We start from the raw sequence: 19,890 nt of genomic DNA, 5'->3' as shown, positions 1-19,890 counted from the left end.
TCGTCAACTCCCAAGGGTCGGTCAGGGGTGTTTAGCCTGTGATTCAAGCTGTTCCAGGGCGGCCTCCAGGGCCAGTCGGTAACCGCTGGCGCCAAGGCCGCAGATCACTCCCACAGCGACATCTGAAAAGTAGGAGTGATGGCGGAAAGGTTCGCGTTTGTGCACATTCGACAAATGCACTTCGATGAATGGGATGCTCACCGCCAGCAGCGCGTCACGTAATGCGACACTTGTGTGCGTAAAAGCCGCCGGATTGATCAGAATGAAATCCACGCCTTCACCGCGGGCGGCATGGATCCGCTCGATCAGTTCGTACTCGGCATTGCTTTGCAGGTACAGCAAATGGTGCCCGGCCTCGCGGGCCCGGCGCTCCAGGTCCTGGTTGATCTCGAGCAGCGTCACCGCGCCGTAGACGCCCGGTTCGCGGGTGCCGAGCAGGTTCAGGTTGGGTCCGTGCAGAACCAGTAGCGTCGCCATCGGTTGTTCCTTGTTATTCACGTGCAGTTGTCGATGCGCGCCGACTATGCCGGAAAGCCTTGGCGACTGTCCAGTTACCTGCAATAGCCAGCACGATGTCCGATGTTCGCGCGAAATTTATGACTCAATTGTTAGATCTGGTCATTCACTTTCGCGACACGTTCGGCGAAGTCCACCGCATTGATCTCGCCGATCACCCGTAGATCCGCTACTTCGCCGCCGTTTCGGGCAAAAAACATCAGCGCGGGTGGACCGAACAGCTTGTAGCGGTCGAGCAGCGCGCGCTGTTCGGTGTTGCTGGCGGTGATATCGAAGCGCACCAATCGGTAGCCCTTGAGTTTTTCGACGACGTTGGCTTCGTTGAGTACTTCGTGCTCGATGACTTTGCAGCTGATGCACCAGTCGGCGTACCAGTCCAGCAGCAGGGGTTGCCCGGCGCCACGGGCCTCGGCCAGGACGGCATCGAGCTCGGCCGGGGTGCTGATGGTTTGCCAGCGGGCGCTCTGCGGCTTCGTCCCGGCCTGGGGCGATTGGGCATGGCCGATGGGGTTCAGCGGATCGGCCTGGCCGCTGAAGGCGCCGTACCAGCAGCTCAGCGCGTATGCCAGCAGGAACAGCCCGAGCAGTTGGGCCAGGCGTTGCCGGACGGTTTTCGTGACGAACTCCAGGGCCCCGAGGAACAAGGCCACGCCCGCGGCCAGCAGGCCGACCAGCAGCAAGGTGATCTGGCCCGGCAATATCCGGCTGAGCATGAACAGCGCCACACCCAGCAGCAGGACGCCGATGGCGTTCTTGACCGTCACCAGCCAGGGGCCGCTCCTCGGTAGCCAGGCCGCGCCGCCAGTGGCGATCAGCAACAGCGGGGCGCCCATGCCCAGGCCCAGGGCGAAGAGTTTCAGGGCGCCGCCCAGCGCATCGCCGCTGGCGCTGATGTACAGCAGGGCGCCGGCCAGGGGCGCCGAGACACAGGGCGAAACCAGCAGGCTGGAGACCACCCCGAGCATTGCCGCTCCCCATAGCGAGCCGCCCCTGGTCCCGTCGGCCAGGCGATTCAGGCGGCTGCTGAGGGCCTGGGGCAGTTGCAGTTCGAACAGGCCGAACATGGCCAGGGCGAAGATCACGAAGAACCCGGCGAAGGGCACCAGTACCCAGGGCGATTGCAGGCGTGCCTGCAGATTCAGTTGTGCGCCGAACAGGCCCATCAGCGCGCCGAGCAGGGCGAAGCAGGCAGCCATGGCCAGTACGTAGGCCAGGGACAGTTTGAATCCGCGCAGGCCACTGACCCGCCCGTGCAGGACAAAGCCGGAAACGATCGGCAGCATTGGCAGCACGCAGGGAGTGAAGGTCAGGGCCAGGCCGCCGAGGAAGAACAGAGCCAACTGGCTCCAGTGCCAGGCGGCTTTGGCCGAGGTGTCCGGGGAGGCGTTCGCGGTGCCTGCGCCTTCGATGTTCAGGCGTTCGGTTTCCGGTGGATAGCACAGGCCCTTGTCGGCGCAACCCTGGTAGGTGACGACGAGGGTGAAGGCGCGGGAGTCGCTGGCGTCCCTTGGCAGTGTGACGTCGAGTATGCCGTGGTAGACCTCGACATCGCCGAAGTACTCGTCGTGTTTCGACTCGCCGGCGGGCAGTTGTGCCGCTCCCAGCTTGATGTCGGCCGGTTCGCTGCGGAACTGGAACCGCTGGCGGTACAGGTAATAGCCTTGGCTGGGGACGAAACGCAGGGTGATGGCTTGCGCAGTGCTGCTGACCAGGCTCAGTTGGAAGGCTTCGTGCACTGGCAGGAAGTCCGTGCTGTTGTTCGCGGCGCCCAGGGTCGGGTTGGGGCGGCCGTCCAGTAGTCCGGCGCTGGCGGATGGCAAGATGAACAGCAGGAGCATCAGGCAAAGCAGGCGGCGCATGGCAATCTCGCGAAGCAGAGGTTGGCGCATGATAGCGGACTGCGCTGGCGCGCGCAGGGCCGTCGCGAACACGCGCCCTGTAGGAGAGGCCTGGCCGGCGATGAGGACCTTGAGTCGTGGGGCGTCCGTGCGGCTGCTATCGACGGCAAGCCCACACAGCTTTCGCGCGGTTTGCAGAACCACCCGATAGCCGGCTTTTCAGACGCGGAAGGCCTGCACGGCGGTATGCAGCTGCCCGCCCAGTACCAGTAATCGCTCGCCCTGGCTGCGCCCCTCGCCGATGCGTAGCAGGTTGTCGCCACCCAACTGGTGAATCCGCTCGCTGTGATCGCGAATCTCGCTGACCGCGCCGCTTTGCTGGGCGGTGACATCGGCGATGCGCACCGCCGTTTCGGCAATGGTCTGGATCGCCCCGACAATCTTGTCCAGCGCGCCATCCGCTGCCTGCGCCTGGCTGGCCGTGGCCTCGGCATGTTCGACTTGCGCGCGCATGCCTTCCACCGACTGTCGCGCCGCGCTTTGCAGGCCGGCGATCAGCGTCTGGATCTCGCCCGTGGCGCCGGCCGTGCGTTGCGCCAGGCTGCGTACCTCTTCGGCGACGACGGCGAAACCGCGGCCCATTTCCCCGGCGCGGGCGGCTTCGATGGCGGCGTTCAGCGCCAACAGGTTGGTCTGGTCGGCAATCGAGCGAATCACCGTCAGCACACCGCCGATGGTGGCTGATTCCTCAGCCAGTTGTTCAATCATCTGGGCGTTACCCTGGACTTCACCCACCAGTGCGTGCAGGCCGGTCAGGCTCAGGCCGATGACCTTCTGACCGTGTTCGACCGCACTGCCGGCGCTGCGGCTGGCATCGGCGGCCTGGCTGGCGTCGCCGGCCACTTGCTGGATGGTTGCCTCCAGTTCACCGAGGGCGTCGCGAATCTGCGCGGTATCCCCCGCCTGGCGCTCGGCGCCGGTATGCAGGCCGCCGCTCAGGTCGGCCAGGGCGCGGCTGCTGCCGGCCACTTCCTCGGCGTTCTGGCGAATGGTGCCCACCAGATCCACCAGATAGGCGCGCAGGCGGTTCAACGAAGCTTCGATGTCGCGCAGTTCGCGATTGGTCTTGCCCAGGTGGATATCCCGGCTGAAGTCACCTTCGGCCCAGATCGACAGCGCCGGCGCGAGGTTGCTCAGGACCCGCGAGAGCTTGCGCTGCAAGGTATCGATCAGCAGGGCGATCAACAGGATCAGGCCGATCATCACCCCCTGCAGCAACCGCACATCACCCTGGATCTTGCCGTGCTGGGCGCGAACCACCGGCTCCAGTGCGGCAATCGCCTGTTGCACGGCATTGATCTTGAGGTGGGTCGCCGCCGCCAGGTCCGCGCGCTTCTGGATCTGCTCGCGGGTGCGGGTCAGTTCCGCCGGATAGCGGCTCAGCAGGCTGTGCAGTTCGCGCTTGAGGTCGACGCCGGTGTCCTGGACCACGGCCTTCTCGGTGTTTTCCAGGCCCATCATGGCGCTGAAATCGTCGGTGTTGGATTCGCTGCTGGCGGTCACGCCGAGCAACGGCAGGGCTTCCAGTATTTCGGCCTGGCTACGGATGCTCGCCAGTTCCCGCTCGACATCGGTCGCCAGTTCGCTACGGCCGCTGCTGACCAGTTTGTCCCGCGCCAGGCTCAACTTGGTCAGGTGCGACGAGGCTGCCAGCAACGGAGGCAGGTAGTCGGCCGCGCCCGGCGCCTTGGCCCCGGTGGCGTACTGGCCCAGTTGTTCCAGGTTGGCGCCCAGCTCGCGTTCGGCCTGGAGCAGCAGGGCCTGGGGATCGCCGGCCAGCTTGCCGGCGGCGAGCAGGTCGGTTTTGCTGAAGTCGTTCAGGGCGGCGAGGCTGGGGCGCAGAGTGGCGGTCATGTCCGGCGGCAGGGCGCCGAGGTCTTTGTCCAGGTGTTCGATGGCCTGGCTCGCACTGCTCAGGCGCAAGGCATCGCCGCTGCCCAGATAGTCTTCAATATTGCGCGCCGCCTGGTTCTGGAACTGTTGCGACAGGCTGAGGTAACGCTCCATCAGTTGGTAGGGGCGCTCCAGCGCCTGCTGCGACCACCAGAGCGTGGCCCCGAGCGCCAGGCAGACGGTGACGAGCAGCAAGGTGTTGAGATTGGTCAGCAGCTTCAGGCGCATTCAGGATTCTATCCACGACAAAGAGTGGTAAGCGCCTGAAGTTATTGCTGTTTTGTTACAAGGTCATGACGGACTCGGTGGAATCCGCGGAAAAGATGGCACTTTGCCTTGCTGCTTGCACGCGATTGCGCCCGGCATGTTTGGCGCGGTAGAGCGCCTCGTCGGCCTGGGTGGCCATCATCAGGCTGTCGGAATCGGCCTGTAACTCGACGACCCCGGCGCTGAAGGTGCACCACAGGTCCTCTGGTTGCGCCGGGTAGTGGATTTCCGCGAAGCGCTGACGAATTTCATCCAGCACCTTGTAGGCCGATTCGATGTCGGTATCGGGCATGACAATGGCGAACTCTTCGCCGCCATAACGCCCGATAAAGTCGGTCTTGCGCAGGCGCTGCTTGAGAAACAACGCCAGGCTCTTGATCACCCGGTCACCCATGGGGTGGCCGTGGCTATCGTTGACCCGCTTGAAGTGGTCGATATCGAGCATCGCAAAGCTTAGTGGCTTGCATTCGCGGCGGGCGCGGAAGCTGCAGTCTTCGAGCAGTTGCAGGATATGGGTATGGTTGTACAGGCCGGTGAGGCTGTCGCGGACCATCCGTGCCTTGAGATTGCGGGCCCGGGCGGCGCGGTTGCGCACGGTGGTGATCAGGTGGCGCGGCTTGATCGGCTTGGTCAGGAAGTCGTCGCCGCCCTCGCTCATGGCGTCGAGCTGTTTGTCCAGGTCGTCCTCGGCCGACAGGTAGATGATCGGCACGCTGACATAGCGATCATTGTGTCGGATCACCTTGGCCAGTTCGGTGCCGGTGCAGGCCGGCATGTACATGTCGAGGATGATCAGGTCGGGCTGGAAATCCGCCAGTTCGGCCATGGCCTGGATCGGATCGATCAGGGTCCGGGTGACGATCCCGGCGCTGTTGAGCAGACGTTCGGTGTGCAGCGCCTGGGCCCGTGAATCGTCGATGATCAGCACTTTGTACGGATCGTATTGGGCGACGCAGGTGAGGACTTCGATCTTCTCCAGCAGGCTGGAGGCTTCCAGGGTGCCGGTGAGAAACTCCTGGCCGCCGGCACGCACGGCGGCCAGGCGGGTCGGGGTGTCGGTCTCGTGGAGACTGAAGAACAACAGCGGCAGCCGCTGTTCCAGGCCCAGTTGCGCTTCGGCGGCCAGGTGCAGGCCCATGCCGGTACTGCTGAAGTCGACGTCCATGACGATGGCCGAAGGCAGACGCTCGGCCATCGCGGCGCGGAACGCCGTGACATTCTCCAGCGATTGGGCGCTGAGGCCGAAGAACTCCAGTTGCTTGGCCAGGCGTTCGGCGCGGTCGTGGTCTTGCAACATCACGTAGACCGGTTTGCGCAGCGGCGGCAGGAAGGTGTGTTCGAACTGGTCGCCGTGGCGCAGGCCGGTGCGCGACAGGCGCTGCATCAGGCGATTGAGTTCGGTGATCAGGCTGCTGCTCAGGCGTCCGCGGTTGGCCCCCACGGCTTCCAGGGAGAGGCTGATATGGCGGGCCAACTGGCTGTGTTCGGGTTGCTCGAAGCGTTCGGCGAAGCGCAGCAGGCGCAGGTTGGCCTCATTCAGCTCGGACATGTCGGCGCTCGACCATTCGCTGCGTTGCAGGCGTTGCCAGATCTCGAGGATTTGCCGGGCCTGGTGAATGACCCGCTGGGCAAAGTGCTGCTTGAGGCGCTCGCGGCTGGGGTCTTCTGGCTCGGTCATATCCTGACTACTAGTGAGGGGAACGGCTGGGGACGACTGGTGGCTCTATGCTAGCAGCTCTTATCGTCAATGAACGTGTCATACGTCAATTAAGCGCATTCATTTGCTGACCCGGCGGTCTGAACCCGCCGCATCCCACAAGAAGAGCAGATAGGTCGTATCGAGGAGGCGTCGCGCCGGGGCTTGATTTATAGTGCTCGCACGGATGGCAACGCTGCCGTGTCCTTGATCTGGTGCAAAGACAGGCAAGGCACGATGGGGCAGGGTTGTGGTCGAACCGATGAATTCAGGAAAAGGATAGTGCCATGCTGGACTGGAAAAAACGCGAAGACCGCGCGCCGGAGCGTGCCGCCGAACCCAAGTCGGCGACTCGCGGTTACCTGCGCGGGATGCTCTTCAGTCGTGCGCTGGTGACCCTGGTGGGCTTGTACCTGCTGGCCACGATCCTCATTGGCTGGTACTGGAGCCAGGAGCCGGCGTTGTTTCCGGTGCAGCAGAATGCGCAACTGGCCGCGGAGAAGGAAGGCCGCAAGATGGTGGTGGGCTACACCACGGTCGAAACCCTCAAGAGCGTGGCCGGTACCTTGCTCAACAAGCCGGGTGGCTACCTGTCCAACGACCGCTTTCCGCCAGGCGTCTGGCTGGACAATATTCCCAGCTGGGAATACGGCGTGCTGGTCCAGGTCCGCGACCTGACCCGCGCCCTGCGCAAGGACTTCGCCCGTTCCCAGTCGCAATCGGCCGAAGATGCCGACCTGGCCAAGGCCGAACCGCGCTTCAACTTCGACAACAAGAGCTGGATGTTGCCGTCCAGCGAGTCGGAGTACCAGGAAGGGATCAACTCCCTGAGCCGCTACCAGGCCCGCTTGTCCGACCCGAACCAGAACAACGCGTTGTTCTATGCGCGTGCCGACAACCTGAACAACTGGCTCGGTGACGTGGCGACCCGCCTGGGTTCGCTGTCCCAGCGCCTGTCGGCCAGTGTCGGACGGGTCAAGCTCAACACCGCGCTGAAAACCGAAAGCGTGATTCCGGGGCAGGTGCCGCAGGTCGACGAGGAAATCGTCGAAACCCCGTGGTTGCAGATCGACAACGTGTTCTATGAGGCGCGGGGCCAGGCCTGGGCGTTATCCCATCTGCTGCGGGCCGTCGAAGTCGACTTCGCCGATGTCCTGGCGAAGAAGAACGCCACGGTCAGCGTGCGGCAGATCATTCGTGAACTGGAGGCTTCCCAGCAGCCGGTCTGGAGCCCGATGATCCTCAATGGCAGCGGCTTCGGCATCCTGGCAAACCATTCGCTGGTGATGGCCAACTACATTTCCCGGGCCAATGCGGCGGTGATCGATTTGCGTCAACTGCTGAACCAGGGTTGAGCCATGGATAATGCTTCGAAGGAGGCCCGGCATCGTGCCGCCTCCGATGCCGAACAGATCGCCTGGGTCGACGCCGATGACCGTTTGCTCGGTGCCCTGGCCCGGGCCGAGTTGCGCGAGCGCGGCCTGATCGGGCGCGGTACCTATATCCTGCTGTTCAACTCCGCCGGTGAGCTGTGCGTGCACCGGCGGACCTTGAGCAAGGCCATCTACCCCGGTTACTGGGACGTAGCCGCCGGCGGCATGGTGCAGGCGGATGAAAGTTACGCCGAGTCCGCCGCCCGCGAGTTGGAAGAGGAACTCGGTGTCAGTGGCGTGCCACTGACCGAGCATGAGCACTTTTTCTTCGACCAGCCAGGCAATCGGCTCTGGTGCGCGGTGTTCAGCGCGGTCTGGGACGGGCCGCTGCGCCTGCAGCCGGAAGAGGTGCTCGAGGCGCGCTTTGTCCCGGTCGCGCGGGCCCTGGGTGAAACCCTGGAAAAACCCTATTGCCCGGACTCCCTGGCGGCCTTGAAACGTTATCTGCGATAACCCGCCGTCGACGTCGCAAAAGCTTCATCAATTGGCGCCGATTGGCTATTGGGCCGGGGGCTTTTTGCCGTTACACTGCGCGACTTTCAAAAGCTGTGGCGGCATTGCCCGTCGCAGTTGCGCTGCCCCTGCCTGAGTGGGGCTTCGCGGTCGCAGGCCCCTCCCGGGGAGGTGACCAGTCTTTAGTCCTCCCAAGAGGATTACCGGTGGCCAAAAAAGCCGCATCCTTCGCCGCCTTGGGCGGTTTGGTGTTCTCCACCGACGCAGGTCGACATTGCCCGGACTGTAGCCAGCCGGTGGCCGCCTGTATCTGCAAACAAACCGTTCTCCCGGCCGGCGACGGCATTGCCCGCGTGCGTCGCGAAAGCAAGGGGCGTGGCGGCAAGACGGTGACCACCATCACCGGCGTGCCGTTGGCCGAGGATGCCCTCAAGGAACTGGCGACCACGCTGAAAAAGCGTTGTGGTACCGGTGGAGCCTTGAAGGATGGCGTCATCGAGATCCAGGGCGATCACGTCGAGTTGCTGTTGGCGGAACTGCTCAAACACGGTTTCAAGGCGAAGAAGTCCGGCGGCTAGCAGCCTCTGTGAAAACCCCTGTGAAGTTGACCTGCCGGCCCGGCTGAACGAGGTCGGGCTGTCGTCCCCAGGGTTTTCACAGAGCCTGTTCCCGAACAGCCTCTAAACTCGGTACTGGATTCAAGGTCCTAGTCCCTTGCATGCAGGCGAATCGTCATTTTCATTCTTTAGACTGCGCGCAGCCTGGACCCAGGTGGCGCTATTTGACTTCTTTATAGGGGACTTCGATGTCCGTACGACGCACACGCAAAGACGATGGCAGCCAATGGACAGTTGCGGACAGCCGCAGTGTTTATGGGATTCGTCATTGGGGGGCCGGGTATTTCGCGATCAATGACGCCGGTCGCGTCGAGGTTCGTCCGAACGGTCCGAGCAGTTCGTCCATTGATCTCTTCGAGCAGGTCGATGAACTGCGCAAGAGCGGTTTGTCTCTGCCGTTGCTGGTGCGCTTCCCGGATATCCTGCAGGACCGCGTGCGGCAATTGACCGGGGCCTTCGACGCCAACATCGAACGTCTGGAGTACCAGAGCAAGTACACCGCGTTGTACCCGATCAAGGTCAACCAGCAGGAAGCGGTGATCGAGAACATCATCGCTACCCAGAACGTCTCCATCGGCCTGGAAGCCGGTTCCAAGCCGGAGCTGCTGGCGGTGCTGGCCCTGGCACCGAAAGGTGGCACCATCGTCTGCAACGGCTACAAGGACCGCGAGTTCATTCGCCTGGCGCTGATGGGGCAGAAGCTCGGGCACACGGTATTCATCGTGATCGAGAAAGAATCCGAGGTCGAACTGGTGATCGAGGAGGCCGCCGCCCTCAAGGTCAAGCCACGGATCGGCCTGCGGGTGCGCCTGTCGTCCCTGGCCTCGAGCAAGTGGGCCGATACCGGTGGCGAGAAGTCCAAGTTCGGTCTTTCGGCGGCGCAGCTGCTGTCGGTGGTCGAGCGTTTCCGCGACGCCGGCCTGGACCAGGGCGTTCGCCTGCTGCACTTCCACATGGGGTCGCAGATCGCCAACCTGGCGGACTACCAGTACGGTTTCAAGGAAGCGATCCGCTACTATGGCGAACTGCGCAACCTCGGCCTGCCGGTGGATCACATCGACGTGGGTGGCGGCCTGGGGGTGGACTACGACGGTACCCACTCGCGCAACGCCAGCTCGATCAACTACGACATGGATGACTACGCCGGTGTCGTGGTCGGCATGCTCAAGGAATTCTGCGATGCGCAGAACCTGCCGCATCCGAACATATTCTCCGAAAGCGGTCGTTCGCTGACCGCCCACCACGCCATGCTGGTGGTGCAGGTAACCGACGTCGAGAAGCATAACGACGACGTGCCGCGTATCGAGAACCCGGAGAACCTGCCGGAAACCGTGCAGTGGCTGGTGGAGCTGCTGGGGCCGACCGATATCGAGATGGTCACCGAAACCTACTGGCGTGCCACCCACTACATGAGCGACGTGGCCACCCAGTACGCCGACGGCAAGCTGACCCTGGCCGAGAAAGCCCTGGCCGAGCAATGCTATTTTGCCGTGTGTCGCCGTCTGCACAACTCGTTGAAAGCCCGCCAGCGTTCGCACCGCCAGGTGCTCGACGAGCTCAACGACAAGCTGGCCGACAAGTACATCTGCAACTTCTCGGTGTTCCAGAGCCTGCCGGACACCTGGGCCATCGGCCAGGTTCTGCCGATCCTGCCGCTGCATCGTCTCGATGAAGAGCCGCTGCGCCGCGCCGTGCTGCAAGACCTGACCTGTGACTCCGACGGCAAGATCAAGCAATACGTCGACGAGCAGAGCATCGAAACCAGCTTGCCGGTACACGCCCTGAACGAGGGCGAGGACTACCTGCTGGGGATCTTCCTGGTGGGCGCCTACCAGGAAATTCTCGGTGACATGCACAACCTGTTCGGTGACACCGACTCGGTGAACATCTACCAGAACCCGGATGGCAGCGTTTACCACGCCGGTATCGAGACCCATGACACCATCGAGGACATGCTGCGTTACGTGCATCTGTCGCCAGAGGAACTGATGACGCATTACCGCGACAAGGTCGCCAGCGCGAACATCAGCGTGAAAGAGCGTACCCAGTACCTGGATGCCCTGCGTCTGGGGCTGACCCGTTCTTCGTACCTGTCCTCATGAGACCGCACCAATAGTTCCTAGGAAGCTACCTTGTTTGATCCTGGTTTTTTCCTTTGGTCTTGTAGGTAATGTCTGTTTGTTAAAAAACCCACCCTCCGCGGTGGGTTTTTTATGCATTGGAGTCAAGATGATGGCTTCCTCTGTTCCGTGTTTTGTGTAGGTCTTTTCTCTAACACCAGTTCAGCCCTCTACTCGGCCTTGTCTCTCGGCGAGAATCCTCGTCGGTCCCACGTATGAGGAAAGCCAATGTTCGATCCAGTCAACGAGCCGTTTTTTCGGCTGGATGTAGCGGGCTTGTCCCATCCCCTGATTGTCACCGCCTTTACCGGCACGGAAGCGATCGACGAGCTGTTTGCCTTTGAGCTGGATGTCCTGGACGAGGAAGGCGAACTGGATCTGGCCGGGTTGATGTACCGCGCTTGCTACCTGGCGCTGGGGACTGGAAATGGCGGCTTTCACGCGCAGATACAGGGCGTCAACCTGACGCTCCAGGGCTTGGCGCGTGGCCATTGTCGTCTGTCCCTGGGCCCTCGCCTGGGGTGTCTGGCACAGCGTGTGAGCCGACGGCTGTTCCAGCAATGCTCGGTCCCGGCGATCATTGCCCGGGTGCTCGAGGAGCACGGCCTGGGTGACGATGCGGTGCACTTCTCGCTCAAGGGCCACTATGCCCGGCGCGCCTATTGCGTGCAGTACGAGGAGTCGAGTCTGGCGTTTGTCCAGCGGCTCTGCGCGGAGGAGGGTATTCACTACCACTTCGAGCACCGCCGGGAAGTGCACTTGTTGGTCTTTGCCGATCATCAAGGTGCGTTTCGGCAAGCTCCGCGGGCGCGCTTCGCTGACGAGACGGGCCCCGGCGTGCTGGACCTGCGCGTCACGCTGGCGGATAGCGTCCGGCGCCGCGCCGGTCGCGCTCCCGAGATGGCGGAGGGCGAAAGCGATCTGTTCGGCTTGACCTGCGGGGCGTACCTGCCCGTTTCGGGCCACCCTCACATGGCCTGGAACCGCTTGTGGCTGGTCACCCGGCTTCGGCATCGTGGTGACAGCCGGCTCGGCGACTCCATGGCCCCCGGGCCACGACTGCGCTACGGCAATGTCTTTGCGGCGACTTCCTGGGAGGTGGCTTTTCGTTCCCGAAGGACTTGTTCCCGTCCGCTATTGTCGGGGCTGTTCCGGGCTCGGGTGGTGGGTACCGACGCGCTGGGGGCCTTTCGCGATGCACAGGGACGGGTGGCGGTACACATCGACGCTTTTTCCCAGGGGCCGGGTTCGCCACAGGCCCCCTGCTGGCTGCCGTTGGCCCGGACGCTGGAGCGTGAGTGCCAAGCCAGCGGTTCGCCCCTGGCGGTTGGCACACCACTGTGGATCCGCTTCCAGGGGGCTGACCCACAGGTGCCGCGAATTGTCATGCGGGGCGATGCGGGTGGGCCTGCGTCGTTACCCGGCGCGCCGCAACAGCCGCGACGCGAGCCGATTCTCGAGGCACTGCACGGCGCTTATCCCCTGGTGCTCTTGTGCGGACGGTCGATGGGCGGTAGTGAGCGGCATTGTGTGGTGCGGGAGTGCGCCTGTCGGGATGCGATCCCGAGAAAGGGCCTGCCATGAGTGCTGCGGAAAACTGCAGCCAATGGTTGCTGCTGGATGTTCCCGGTGCACCGGGGGTGGTCGAGGCCCTGAGGGAGCGTTACGCACACTACCTGGCGTACAACCTGTTCGAAGGCACGCCGTTTCAGGGCCTGGCTGAAGTTGCTCCGCGACTGTTGCAAGTGTCCGAGGATTGTCTGTTGAGCCGTCTCAGCCGGGCCAGCCCTGCTCTCTGGCCGGGGTTGTTCCTGCACAGTCGGGCCCCGGTGCAGGTGTTGCTGGCACACCTGCGGCGGATACTGGTGGTGGCTTTCGACGAACAGCAACGAGGCTTGCTCAGTTACTACAACCCGCAGACCGCCAGCTATTTTTTCGACTCGTCGGATGCCGGCGAGCTGAGCGGCTGGCTCGGCCCCATCTGTCGCCTGTACTGGCATGGCGGGACTTGGGCGGACCGGGCCATTGGTGGCGTTGGCTGGCAGCAGTTGCTCAATCCCGGGCTCGAGGTCCCGGCCCTCGACGCGCCCCCGGTCTTGAGCCAGCGCCAGCAGCGCCGCTTGCAGAGTTGCCTGCTGGAGCGCCATGCCTACCAGTGGAGCCGCTGCGGTGGGCATGAATACGACAGGACCTGGTGCCATTTGCAAGAGGGTATCGCCCAGGGGTTTCGTGAGTACGGCCTGCTCGATGGCTGGCTGCATCTGCGCGCGGAATATCCGCTTGCGCCCATTCCACCGGGACTGCCGGGAGACTCCCCTGGCGAGCGCCTGGACAATCTGCGGCGCGCCTGGAGCGGAACCACGGATTGAGCTGGCAGCGCCGGCCTCGGCTCAATGCGCGAGCTGGCTGAACCAGCGGTCATCGCGGCGCAGCTTCAACGCGTAAAGGCCCAGGATCAGGCTGCGCAGGGCCATGAACAACAGGAAACTTATCCACAGGCCGTGATTGCCAAAGCCACTCAGCAACCAGGCGCAGGGCAGGCCGAGCAGTACGCTGAGCAGCATGCTGTCGCGCATTTCCCGGGCGCGGGTGGCACCGATGAACAAGCCGTCGAGCAGGTAGCTCCAGACCGCGATCAGCGGCAACAGCGCCAGATAAGGCAGGTAGCCGAAGGCGATGTCGCGCACGCTGGGGATGTCGGTCTGCAAGCTGACGAACAAGCGACCGCCGAGCAGGAACGCCAGCCCGAAACCCAGGCTGATCAGCAGCGACCAACCCGCCGCCACCACCAGGGAGCGGCGCAGGGTATCGCGATCGCGGGCGCCGATGGCGTGGCCACAGAGCGCCTCCACGGCATGGGCCAACCCGTCCAGGGCGTGTGCCGTGAGCAACAGGCCGTTGAGCAGCAGGGCATTGGCCGCGACAGTGGCGTCGCCCAGGCGTGCGCCCTGGACGGTGATCAGGAAGAACACCGTTTGCAGCGCCATGCTGCGAATGAAGATATCGCGGTTTACCGTCAGCAGCGGGCGCCAGCTCCGCCAACGCTTGAGGGCCGCCCAGGCAATGTGTCCGGGGTAGGCGCGCAGGGCCTTGCCGGTCAGGGCCAGACCGAGCAGGGCACCGGTCCATTCGGCAATCACCGAGGCCCGGGCTGAACCGATCACGCCCCAGTCCAGGCCGATGACGAACCACAGGTTCAAGGCAATATTGACCAGGTTGGTGGTCAGCAGGATGGCCAGCGGCGCGCGGGCATTCTGGGTGCCGAGGAACCAGCCGACCAGGGCATAGCTGGCCAGCGCCGCCGGCAGGCCGAACAGCCGGGTATTGAAGAAAGCCAGGGTCAGTGCGTGCAACTCGGGTGAGGGTTGCATGAAGGTCAACGCCAACTCACTGAAGGGCACGGCGATGGCTCCCAGGAACAGCGCCAGCACCAGGCTCAGCAGCAGCCCTTGGACGAGCACTTGGCGTAACGCCGCGCCGTCGCCGCGTCCGGCGGCCTGTGCGGCGAAACCGGTGGAACCCATGCGCAGGAAGCCCATGGCCCAGGCCAGAAAGATATACAGGCTGGCCCCCACCGCCACCGCGCCCAACTGATGGGCATGGGGCAGGTGGCCGATCACGCTGCTGTCGACCAGCGCCACCAGGGGCACGGAAATATTCGACAGGATCATGGGGGCGGCGAGCGCCCAGACCCGGCGGTGAGTTGGGCGGTCTCGCCAGTCAGCGATCAGGGGGGACATGCGAGCTCCTTGGCAGAGCCGGCATTGTAACTAGTGAATGATCCAGCTCAACAGCCAGAGGCCGAGGATCAGCCAGAGGATGCCGAGAAAGATCGAGGCGCGCATGAAGGCCCGGACCGCCGAATAGAGCAGCATCAGGCCGAGGATCAGGATCAGGATGCTGAAGATCGAGGGGCTCATGCCCAGGGCGCGGGCGAACCCGTCGATAAAGTTGCCGCCGGCATGGGTCAGCATGTGGAAGAAGCCGCTGAGGCCATCGATGATAAAGCGAATGACCGAGCCCAGTGCCTGGCCCAGCCATTCGAAAAAACTCTCTACCTGCATAGGTACCCCTGATGAATGAGTCGACTGATGCGCCGCGCTCGTTGGGAGCAGGTTTTACAGGCCCCCCCGAAGGTTGTCCAGACAGTGCATCAAGAGAGGTGGCCCAGATGCATCCGAGGCTGCGGAAACAGGTTGTTGAGGGTTTCCAGCAGGTGCTCGTGGCAGATGGGTTTGCGGAACAGGTCCAGGACCTGGAGCCGCAGCATGTCGCTGACATCGTCCATGTCGGCTTGGTCGGAGGTGACGATTACCGGCAGGTGCTGGCGCGAGGTATGTTCACGCAGACGCTTGATCAGTGGCACGCCGCTTTCTTCCGGCATGCGCAGGTCGGTGATCACCAGGGCGATGTCCGGGTGACGCATCAGGTGCGAGAGCGCCCGCTTGACGGTGGTGGCGCTGAAGCAGCAAAAGCCTTCGCCCTCCAGTAGTCGCGTAAGCTCCAGCAGGGCGTCCTCTTCGTCGTCCACGAGGAGGAGCTGTTGGCGTGGGAGGGAGGAGGTATTCATGTGCAATCCCTGTCACTGAGTTCGCTTTTCAGTGTAGCGCCTCCTGGAATGGATGAGGCCGGCGCTCGACCGGAGGCCGATGGCTTGCGGCTGTGGCTTGATGACGAAGGCCGGGTGCTGGCGGCGGCCCTGCGCGCGCGATTACCTCGGCGGATACGCCGTCATCAACTTGGCCACTGCCTGGTTGATCGCCGCGCCGCGCTCGGCCGGTGTCAAACGGTCATTGACCGTCTGCTCGGCACTGCCGCGCCAGACCAGCTTGCCGTCCTTGCCATCGAACAGATCGATCTGGATCGTCGCGACCTGATAGTCGACGTTGCGGGTTTCGGTGTAGCCCGGCCCACCCCAGAGACCGCCTTGCCACGGCCCACCCCAACCGCCACCGTAGCTGGTGCTGACCTGCTGCTGGCGGTTGTCGACGATCAGGTATGCCTGCACCTTCACATCGGCCTTGCCAGCGTCCACGGCCGGGCGTAAGCCACGCTGGTCCAACTGCTCGCCAACCGCCTGGCGAATCCGCTGTTCGGTCAGGTCACTCTTGATCCGCGGATCGTCCGGTCGGTACTGCAGCGCGGGCTCTTTCCAGCTCCAACTGCGGTAACTGGCGAAGTCGCGGCTGGCGTCGAAGTCGTGGTTGACCTGGGTGGTTTCGCAGGCGCTGAGCAGCACGGCAAAAACCACTAAAGCGAGACGGCGGAACATGCTTTTTCTCCGGGGCTAGCTGGGTGGATAACTGGCCAGGGCTCTGCCCACGGCTTCGCGCAAGGCATCCGCGCGCTCAAGCTGATTGCCCTGGGTGCCGGTCTCGGCGCTGGCACTCCAGACCGGTTGGCCGGTGCCGGCGTCGAACAAGCTGATACGCACCACGAGCACTTGCACCTCATAGGTGCGCACGATCGGGACACTGTTGTACATGCCGTAGCGATTCCCGTAGGGGCCGCCGCCATACGCGCCGGCATAACCATAGTCTTCCTGGACCTGGCGCAGGCGTTTTTCCACATGCAGGTCGGCGCTGACCCGCAGGTCCGCTGGCGCGCGGTCGCGACGTGGGCGCAAACCCTGCTGTTCGAGGGCGTTGCCGACCACTTCGGCCAACTGCGCCGGGTCGGCCCAGGTGGTGCCGGCGGGCAGTTGATCATTGACCCAGGCCCAGGTGCGATAGCGTGCATAGTCCCGTGGGGGCGCCGGATAGGCGCTCATGTCCGGGCCATGGGGCGCCTGCAACGGAGCGGGCGGCAGGGGCCGGGAGCTGGCGGTGTAGGGATTGTTGCTCTGGCAGGCACTTATCCCCAGGCACAGTGCGAGCAGATAAAAACGGCGACTCATTGCATCCTCCACATTCAGAGCGGACGGCAGACCCAGTGCAGGTAGCGTCCCAGGCCGGCAAAAGCGGGGTGGCGACGGTGGGCCAGCTCCATTTCCAGCAGGTCCGCCAGCGCGGCGCGGGCCTGGAATTCAATCGGCATGTAGTCGTGGAAAACCCGGATCCCGCTCTGGGTTTCGACACGCCACAGACTTTCAAGTTGCGCCGCCAGCTCGCGCGGATCAAGCGGTTGCTGCGGGGTCAGGCTTTGCTTTTCGCCGGCCATGTCGTTCTTGCGCATCTTGCGGAAATGGCCCTTGAGCAAGTTGCGGTAGATCAATGCATCACGGTTGTAGAAGGCCAGGGACAGCCAGCCATCCGGCTTGCACAGCTGGCGCAGCACCGGCAGGATCGCATGGGGTTCGGCCAGCCATTCGAGCACGGCGTGGCAGAGCACCAGGTCATAGGGTTCGCTGAGCTGGCCGAGCAGGTCCTGCCACGGTGCCTGGATGAAGGTCGCGTGTTGGCCGGCGTCGGCGAAGCGCTGGCGCGCGCCCTCGAGCATCGGTTCGGCGGGTTCGGCCAGGGTTACCTGATGACCGCGTTCGGCCAGCCACAATGACATATGACCCAGGCCCGCGCCGATATCCAGCACCCGCAACGGGCGCTGCGGCAAGCTCTCGGTCAGGTCGGCCTGGAGCACGGCGAGGCGGATCGCGCCCTTGGCGCCGCCGTAGATTTTTTCGGCGAAGCGGGTCGCCAACTGATCGAAGTGACGGTCGCTCATTGGGCAAAGCGCCGTTCGCTGTCGGCCAGCTTGGCGCGGACCACCTCGTTCATGTCCAGCCCCAGCTCGCTGCACAGCAGGAGCAGATACAGGACGATATCACCGACTTCCTGCCCGGCATGGGCGAGCTTGTCCGGCGGCAGCTGGCGCGATTGGTCCTCGCTGAGCCACTGGAAAATCTCCACCAGCTCGGCCATCTCCACGCTGGCGGCCATGGCCAGGTTTTTCGGGCTGTGGAAAACTTTCCAGTCGTTGCGATCGCGGATGCCGTGCAGGCGTTGGGTCAGTTCGTCGAGGTTCATGCGGGGGTTCTCCTTCAAGGCGCCTAGCTTCCGGTGGATAAGAACGGGAAGCAAGGGGCTTGCTGTAGGGATAACACCCGCGGAAGATGAAATATTCGTCAGGGCGGGTAGGCCCGCGGAGTCAGCTGATGGGTTGCCAAACCCCGCGCAGATGCTCCAGTCCCTTGGCGCCGGACAGCATGAACGCGCCGTTCGCCCCTGGCGCACTGGCCCACAGTCCGACTTCGCCGGGCAGGCGCACCGGCCTCTTGAACGTTACCTCGATCTCGATATTCGCGCTCGGTAGATGTGCCTGCAGGGCCGCCAGGATCCGGGCCTTGTTCCACAGGCCATGGGCGATGGCCCGGGGAAAACCGAACAGGCGGGCGCTCAGGTCCGTCAGATGGATCGGGTTGTAGTCGCCTGAAACCCTGGCGTACTGCCGGCCGATATCGGCGGGAACCTGCCAGTGCGACAGCTCCAGCAGGGGCCAGGACGTGGCCTTGTTTTTCTTCGGCGGCTTGGCGTCCAGGATTACGCCCCGACAGAGTACCCGGCTTTCGGCTTCCCACAGTGGTCCGAGCGCGTCATCGACCTGGGTGAGCAGATCGAAGGTTGCGCCACGGGCATGCGGTTGCAGGTTGCGCACCTGTACACCGATCCGCAGATTACCGGGGCCGCCCAAGGGCCGCAGGAGGCGGATACGATTGCTCAGGTGTACCAGGCCCGGCAGCGGGAAGGGAAAATCCTTGGCCGTCAGCAGTTGCAATTGCAGCGGCAGGGCCAGCACATGGGGGTAGGTCGCGGGCATCGGCCCGTTGTCGGGAAAACCACAGACTCTGCGATAGGCGGCCAGGCGCTGGTCATTGACGGTCACCCAACTGCGTAGCCCCCGATCAGGCAATGTCCGCCCGGTAATTACGCGTCGCGTGGCGGCGCGCAGGTACAGCGTGGGCAGGCTGGGCGCAGTGGTCAGGTATTGCCAGTTCACGGCCATGCGCGGGTTCCTAATGAGCAGTTGCTGTATTTGTGGGAAAAAGCCTTCATTTTTATGGGAAATATCCTTCGAATGATAGGCCGAATTCATTGTGTCGCATTACCGCGCTCGTAGGGGCCAGCAATTGTCGAGTGTTGAGGGCCAGCAGAGATGGCACCGATGGCATTGTAAGAATGGATTGCTTGGCCTAATGTCGCAGCTGCAAGCCGTCTTGCGACATAAGGTTCATCCATGCCGACTAACGGACAACGGGGCCCCCAGCGACAGATCCCCGTGCTGGCAACCCTGCCACGCCCGCTGTATGCCCGGGCCGAGAGCCTGGGCGCTGGGTCGTGGACGCCTCGTCATCGCCATGACTGGGTGCAGTTTTCCTATGCCATCAGCGGGGTGCTGGGGGTGCACACTGCCGAGGGCAGCTTCTTCGCGCCACCGCAATGGGGGGTCTGGATTCCGGCGGGGCTGGAACATGAAGTGGTCACTTCGATGCGCGCGGAAATGCGCAGCCTGTACGTGCGTCGCGAGGATTGCCAGTGGGCGCCGGCGCGCTGCCGGGTGCTGGAGGTCACGCCGCTGGCCCGGGAGTTGATCAAGCGTTTCTGTCTGTTGCCGGCCGACTATCCCGAGGATGGCAGCGCGGGGCGCCTGGTTCAGGTGCTGCTGGACCAGTTGTCGGAGCTACCGGAAGTGGGCTTCTCGCTGCCGTTGCCGCGCCATTCGCGGTTGCTCGACTTGTGCAACGAACTGATTGAAAACCCGGAACTGGATGTGACCCTGGGGCAGTGGGCCGGGCGTCTGGGCATGTCGGAAAAAACCTTGATGCGACTGTTTCAGCGCGAGACCGGCCTGAGTTTTCGTGGCTGGCGCCAGCGGGCGCGATTGTTGTCGTCGCTCAGTGTGCTAGAGGAGGGCGACAGCGTGACCCGGGCCGCGCTGTCCTGTGGCTATGACTCGACGTCGGCGTTTATCGCCGCGTTCAAGGGCTTGTTCGGCTATACGCCGGGTGAGCTGTTCCGCCATTGAGCACAGAGAGGCTCATTGTGGATGCGTGTGGGAGCGGTG

Annotated in this window: 19 protein-coding genes; 7 read left to right on the top strand and 12 right to left on the bottom strand. The window is 63.6% G+C overall.

From position 1 onward, the window contains the following. Window positions 1–21: 21 nt before the first annotated feature. From aroQ to PFEN_RS04560, 4 genes are all read right to left on the bottom strand, one after another. Complete coding sequence (gene aroQ / locus PFEN_RS04575; RefSeq protein ID WP_191485832.1) at window positions 22–477, bottom strand: type II 3-dehydroquinate dehydratase; 456 nt, start codon at window positions 475–477, stop codon at window positions 22–24. Window positions 478–608: 131 nt separating this feature from the next. Beyond that, window positions 609–2,375: a protein-disulfide reductase DsbD gene (locus PFEN_RS04570; protein WP_191485831.1), complete on the bottom strand. Its 1,767-nt coding sequence runs from the start codon at window positions 2,373–2,375 to the stop codon at window positions 609–611. Window positions 2,376–2,573: 198 nt separating this feature from the next. After that, window positions 2,574–3,617 (bottom strand): methyl-accepting chemotaxis protein, encoded by a 1,044-nt coding sequence (locus PFEN_RS31280; RefSeq protein WP_412071388.1) that lies wholly within the window; start codon window positions 3,615–3,617, stop codon window positions 2,574–2,576. A gap of 973 nt (window positions 3,618–4,590) precedes the next feature. Continuing rightward, on the bottom strand, window positions 4,591–6,252 hold the full coding sequence (locus PFEN_RS04560) for a response regulator (protein ID WP_191485829.1): 1,662 nt from the start codon (window positions 6,250–6,252) through the stop codon (window positions 4,591–4,593). Window positions 6,253–6,557: 305 nt separating this feature from the next. Here PFEN_RS04560 and PFEN_RS04555 point away from each other — a divergent pair, with 305 nt between their 5' ends. From PFEN_RS04555 to PFEN_RS04530, 6 genes are all read left to right on the top strand, one after another. After that, complete coding sequence (locus PFEN_RS04555) at window positions 6,558–7,625, top strand: DUF2333 family protein (protein WP_191485828.1); 1,068 nt, start codon at window positions 6,558–6,560, stop codon at window positions 7,623–7,625. A gap of 3 nt (window positions 7,626–7,628) precedes the next feature. After that, window positions 7,629–8,156, top strand: a complete 528-nt coding sequence (locus tag PFEN_RS04550; RefSeq protein WP_191485827.1) for an NUDIX hydrolase — start codon at window positions 7,629–7,631, stop codon at window positions 8,154–8,156. A gap of 206 nt (window positions 8,157–8,362) precedes the next feature. Beyond that, complete coding sequence (locus PFEN_RS04545; RefSeq protein WP_191485826.1) at window positions 8,363–8,734, top strand: translation initiation factor Sui1; 372 nt, start codon at window positions 8,363–8,365, stop codon at window positions 8,732–8,734. A gap of 227 nt (window positions 8,735–8,961) precedes the next feature. Next, window positions 8,962–10,875: an arginine decarboxylase gene (gene speA / locus PFEN_RS04540; protein ID WP_191485825.1), complete on the top strand. Its 1,914-nt coding sequence runs from the start codon at window positions 8,962–8,964 to the stop codon at window positions 10,873–10,875. A gap of 246 nt (window positions 10,876–11,121) precedes the next feature. Beyond that, window positions 11,122–12,477: a contractile injection system protein, VgrG/Pvc8 family gene (locus tag PFEN_RS04535; protein ID WP_191485824.1), complete on the top strand. Its 1,356-nt coding sequence runs from the start codon at window positions 11,122–11,124 to the stop codon at window positions 12,475–12,477. Then, window positions 12,474–13,262, top strand: coding sequence for a DUF4123 domain-containing protein (locus PFEN_RS04530; protein ID WP_191485823.1), 789 nt, complete (start codon window positions 12,474–12,476; stop codon window positions 13,260–13,262). Before PFEN_RS04535 ends, PFEN_RS04530 begins: the two co-directional genes overlap by 4 nt. A gap of 21 nt (window positions 13,263–13,283) precedes the next feature. On the opposite strand, the gene PFEN_RS04525 is transcribed toward PFEN_RS04530, so the two are convergent. The 8 genes from PFEN_RS04525 to PFEN_RS04490 all read right to left on the bottom strand — a co-directional run bounded on the left by PFEN_RS04525 (window position 13,284) and on the right by PFEN_RS04490 (window position 18,831). Continuing rightward, window positions 13,284–14,633, bottom strand: a complete 1,350-nt coding sequence (locus tag PFEN_RS04525; protein WP_191485822.1) for an MATE family efflux transporter — start codon at window positions 14,631–14,633, stop codon at window positions 13,284–13,286. 30 nt (window positions 14,634–14,663) lie between these two features. Further along, window positions 14,664–14,957 (bottom strand): hypothetical protein, encoded by a 294-nt coding sequence (locus PFEN_RS04520; protein WP_191485821.1) that lies wholly within the window; start codon window positions 14,955–14,957, stop codon window positions 14,664–14,666. 89 nt (window positions 14,958–15,046) lie between these two features. Further along, entirely contained in the window at window positions 15,047–15,463 is a 417-nt protein-coding gene (locus PFEN_RS04515) for a response regulator (RefSeq protein ID WP_191485820.1), read from the bottom strand. Window positions 15,464–15,604: 141 nt separating this feature from the next. Next, window positions 15,605–16,165 carry a DUF4136 domain-containing protein gene (locus PFEN_RS04510; RefSeq protein WP_191485819.1) on the bottom strand — a complete coding sequence of 187 codons (561 nt, stop codon included), beginning with the start codon at window positions 16,163–16,165 and terminating at the stop codon, window positions 15,605–15,607. A 15-nt stretch (window positions 16,166–16,180) separates the two neighbouring features. Further along, the gene (locus tag PFEN_RS04505; protein ID WP_191485818.1) at window positions 16,181–16,789 is read right to left on the bottom strand and encodes a DUF4136 domain-containing protein; all 609 of its coding nucleotides are present in this window, start codon (window positions 16,787–16,789) and stop codon (window positions 16,181–16,183) included. Between the two features lie 14 nt (window positions 16,790–16,803). Beyond that, window positions 16,804–17,553, bottom strand: coding sequence for a methyltransferase (locus PFEN_RS04500; protein WP_191485817.1), 750 nt, complete (start codon window positions 17,551–17,553; stop codon window positions 16,804–16,806). Beyond that, window positions 17,550–17,855 carry a MazG-like family protein gene (locus PFEN_RS04495; protein ID WP_191485816.1) on the bottom strand — a complete coding sequence of 102 codons (306 nt, stop codon included), beginning with the start codon at window positions 17,853–17,855 and terminating at the stop codon, window positions 17,550–17,552. The genes PFEN_RS04500 and PFEN_RS04495 overlap by 4 nt, the downstream gene beginning before the upstream one ends. A gap of 121 nt (window positions 17,856–17,976) precedes the next feature. Further along, window positions 17,977–18,831 carry a MaoC family dehydratase gene (locus tag PFEN_RS04490; protein ID WP_191485815.1) on the bottom strand — a complete coding sequence of 285 codons (855 nt, stop codon included), beginning with the start codon at window positions 18,829–18,831 and terminating at the stop codon, window positions 17,977–17,979. Window positions 18,832–19,062: 231 nt separating this feature from the next. On the opposite strand from PFEN_RS04490, the gene PFEN_RS04485 reads away from it, so the two are divergent. Beyond that, entirely contained in the window at window positions 19,063–19,851 is a 789-nt protein-coding gene (locus PFEN_RS04485; RefSeq protein WP_191485814.1) for an AraC family transcriptional regulator, read from the top strand. Window positions 19,852–19,890 lie beyond the last annotated feature (39 nt).

The organism is Pseudomonas sp. FEN (genome assembly GCF_904067045.1).
In the GTDB taxonomy this organism is placed as follows: Bacteria; Pseudomonadota; Gammaproteobacteria; order Pseudomonadales; family Pseudomonadaceae; genus Aquipseudomonas.
Note: the sequence above shows the minus strand (reverse complement) of the source record. Positions and strands in the feature narration are given on the sequence as shown.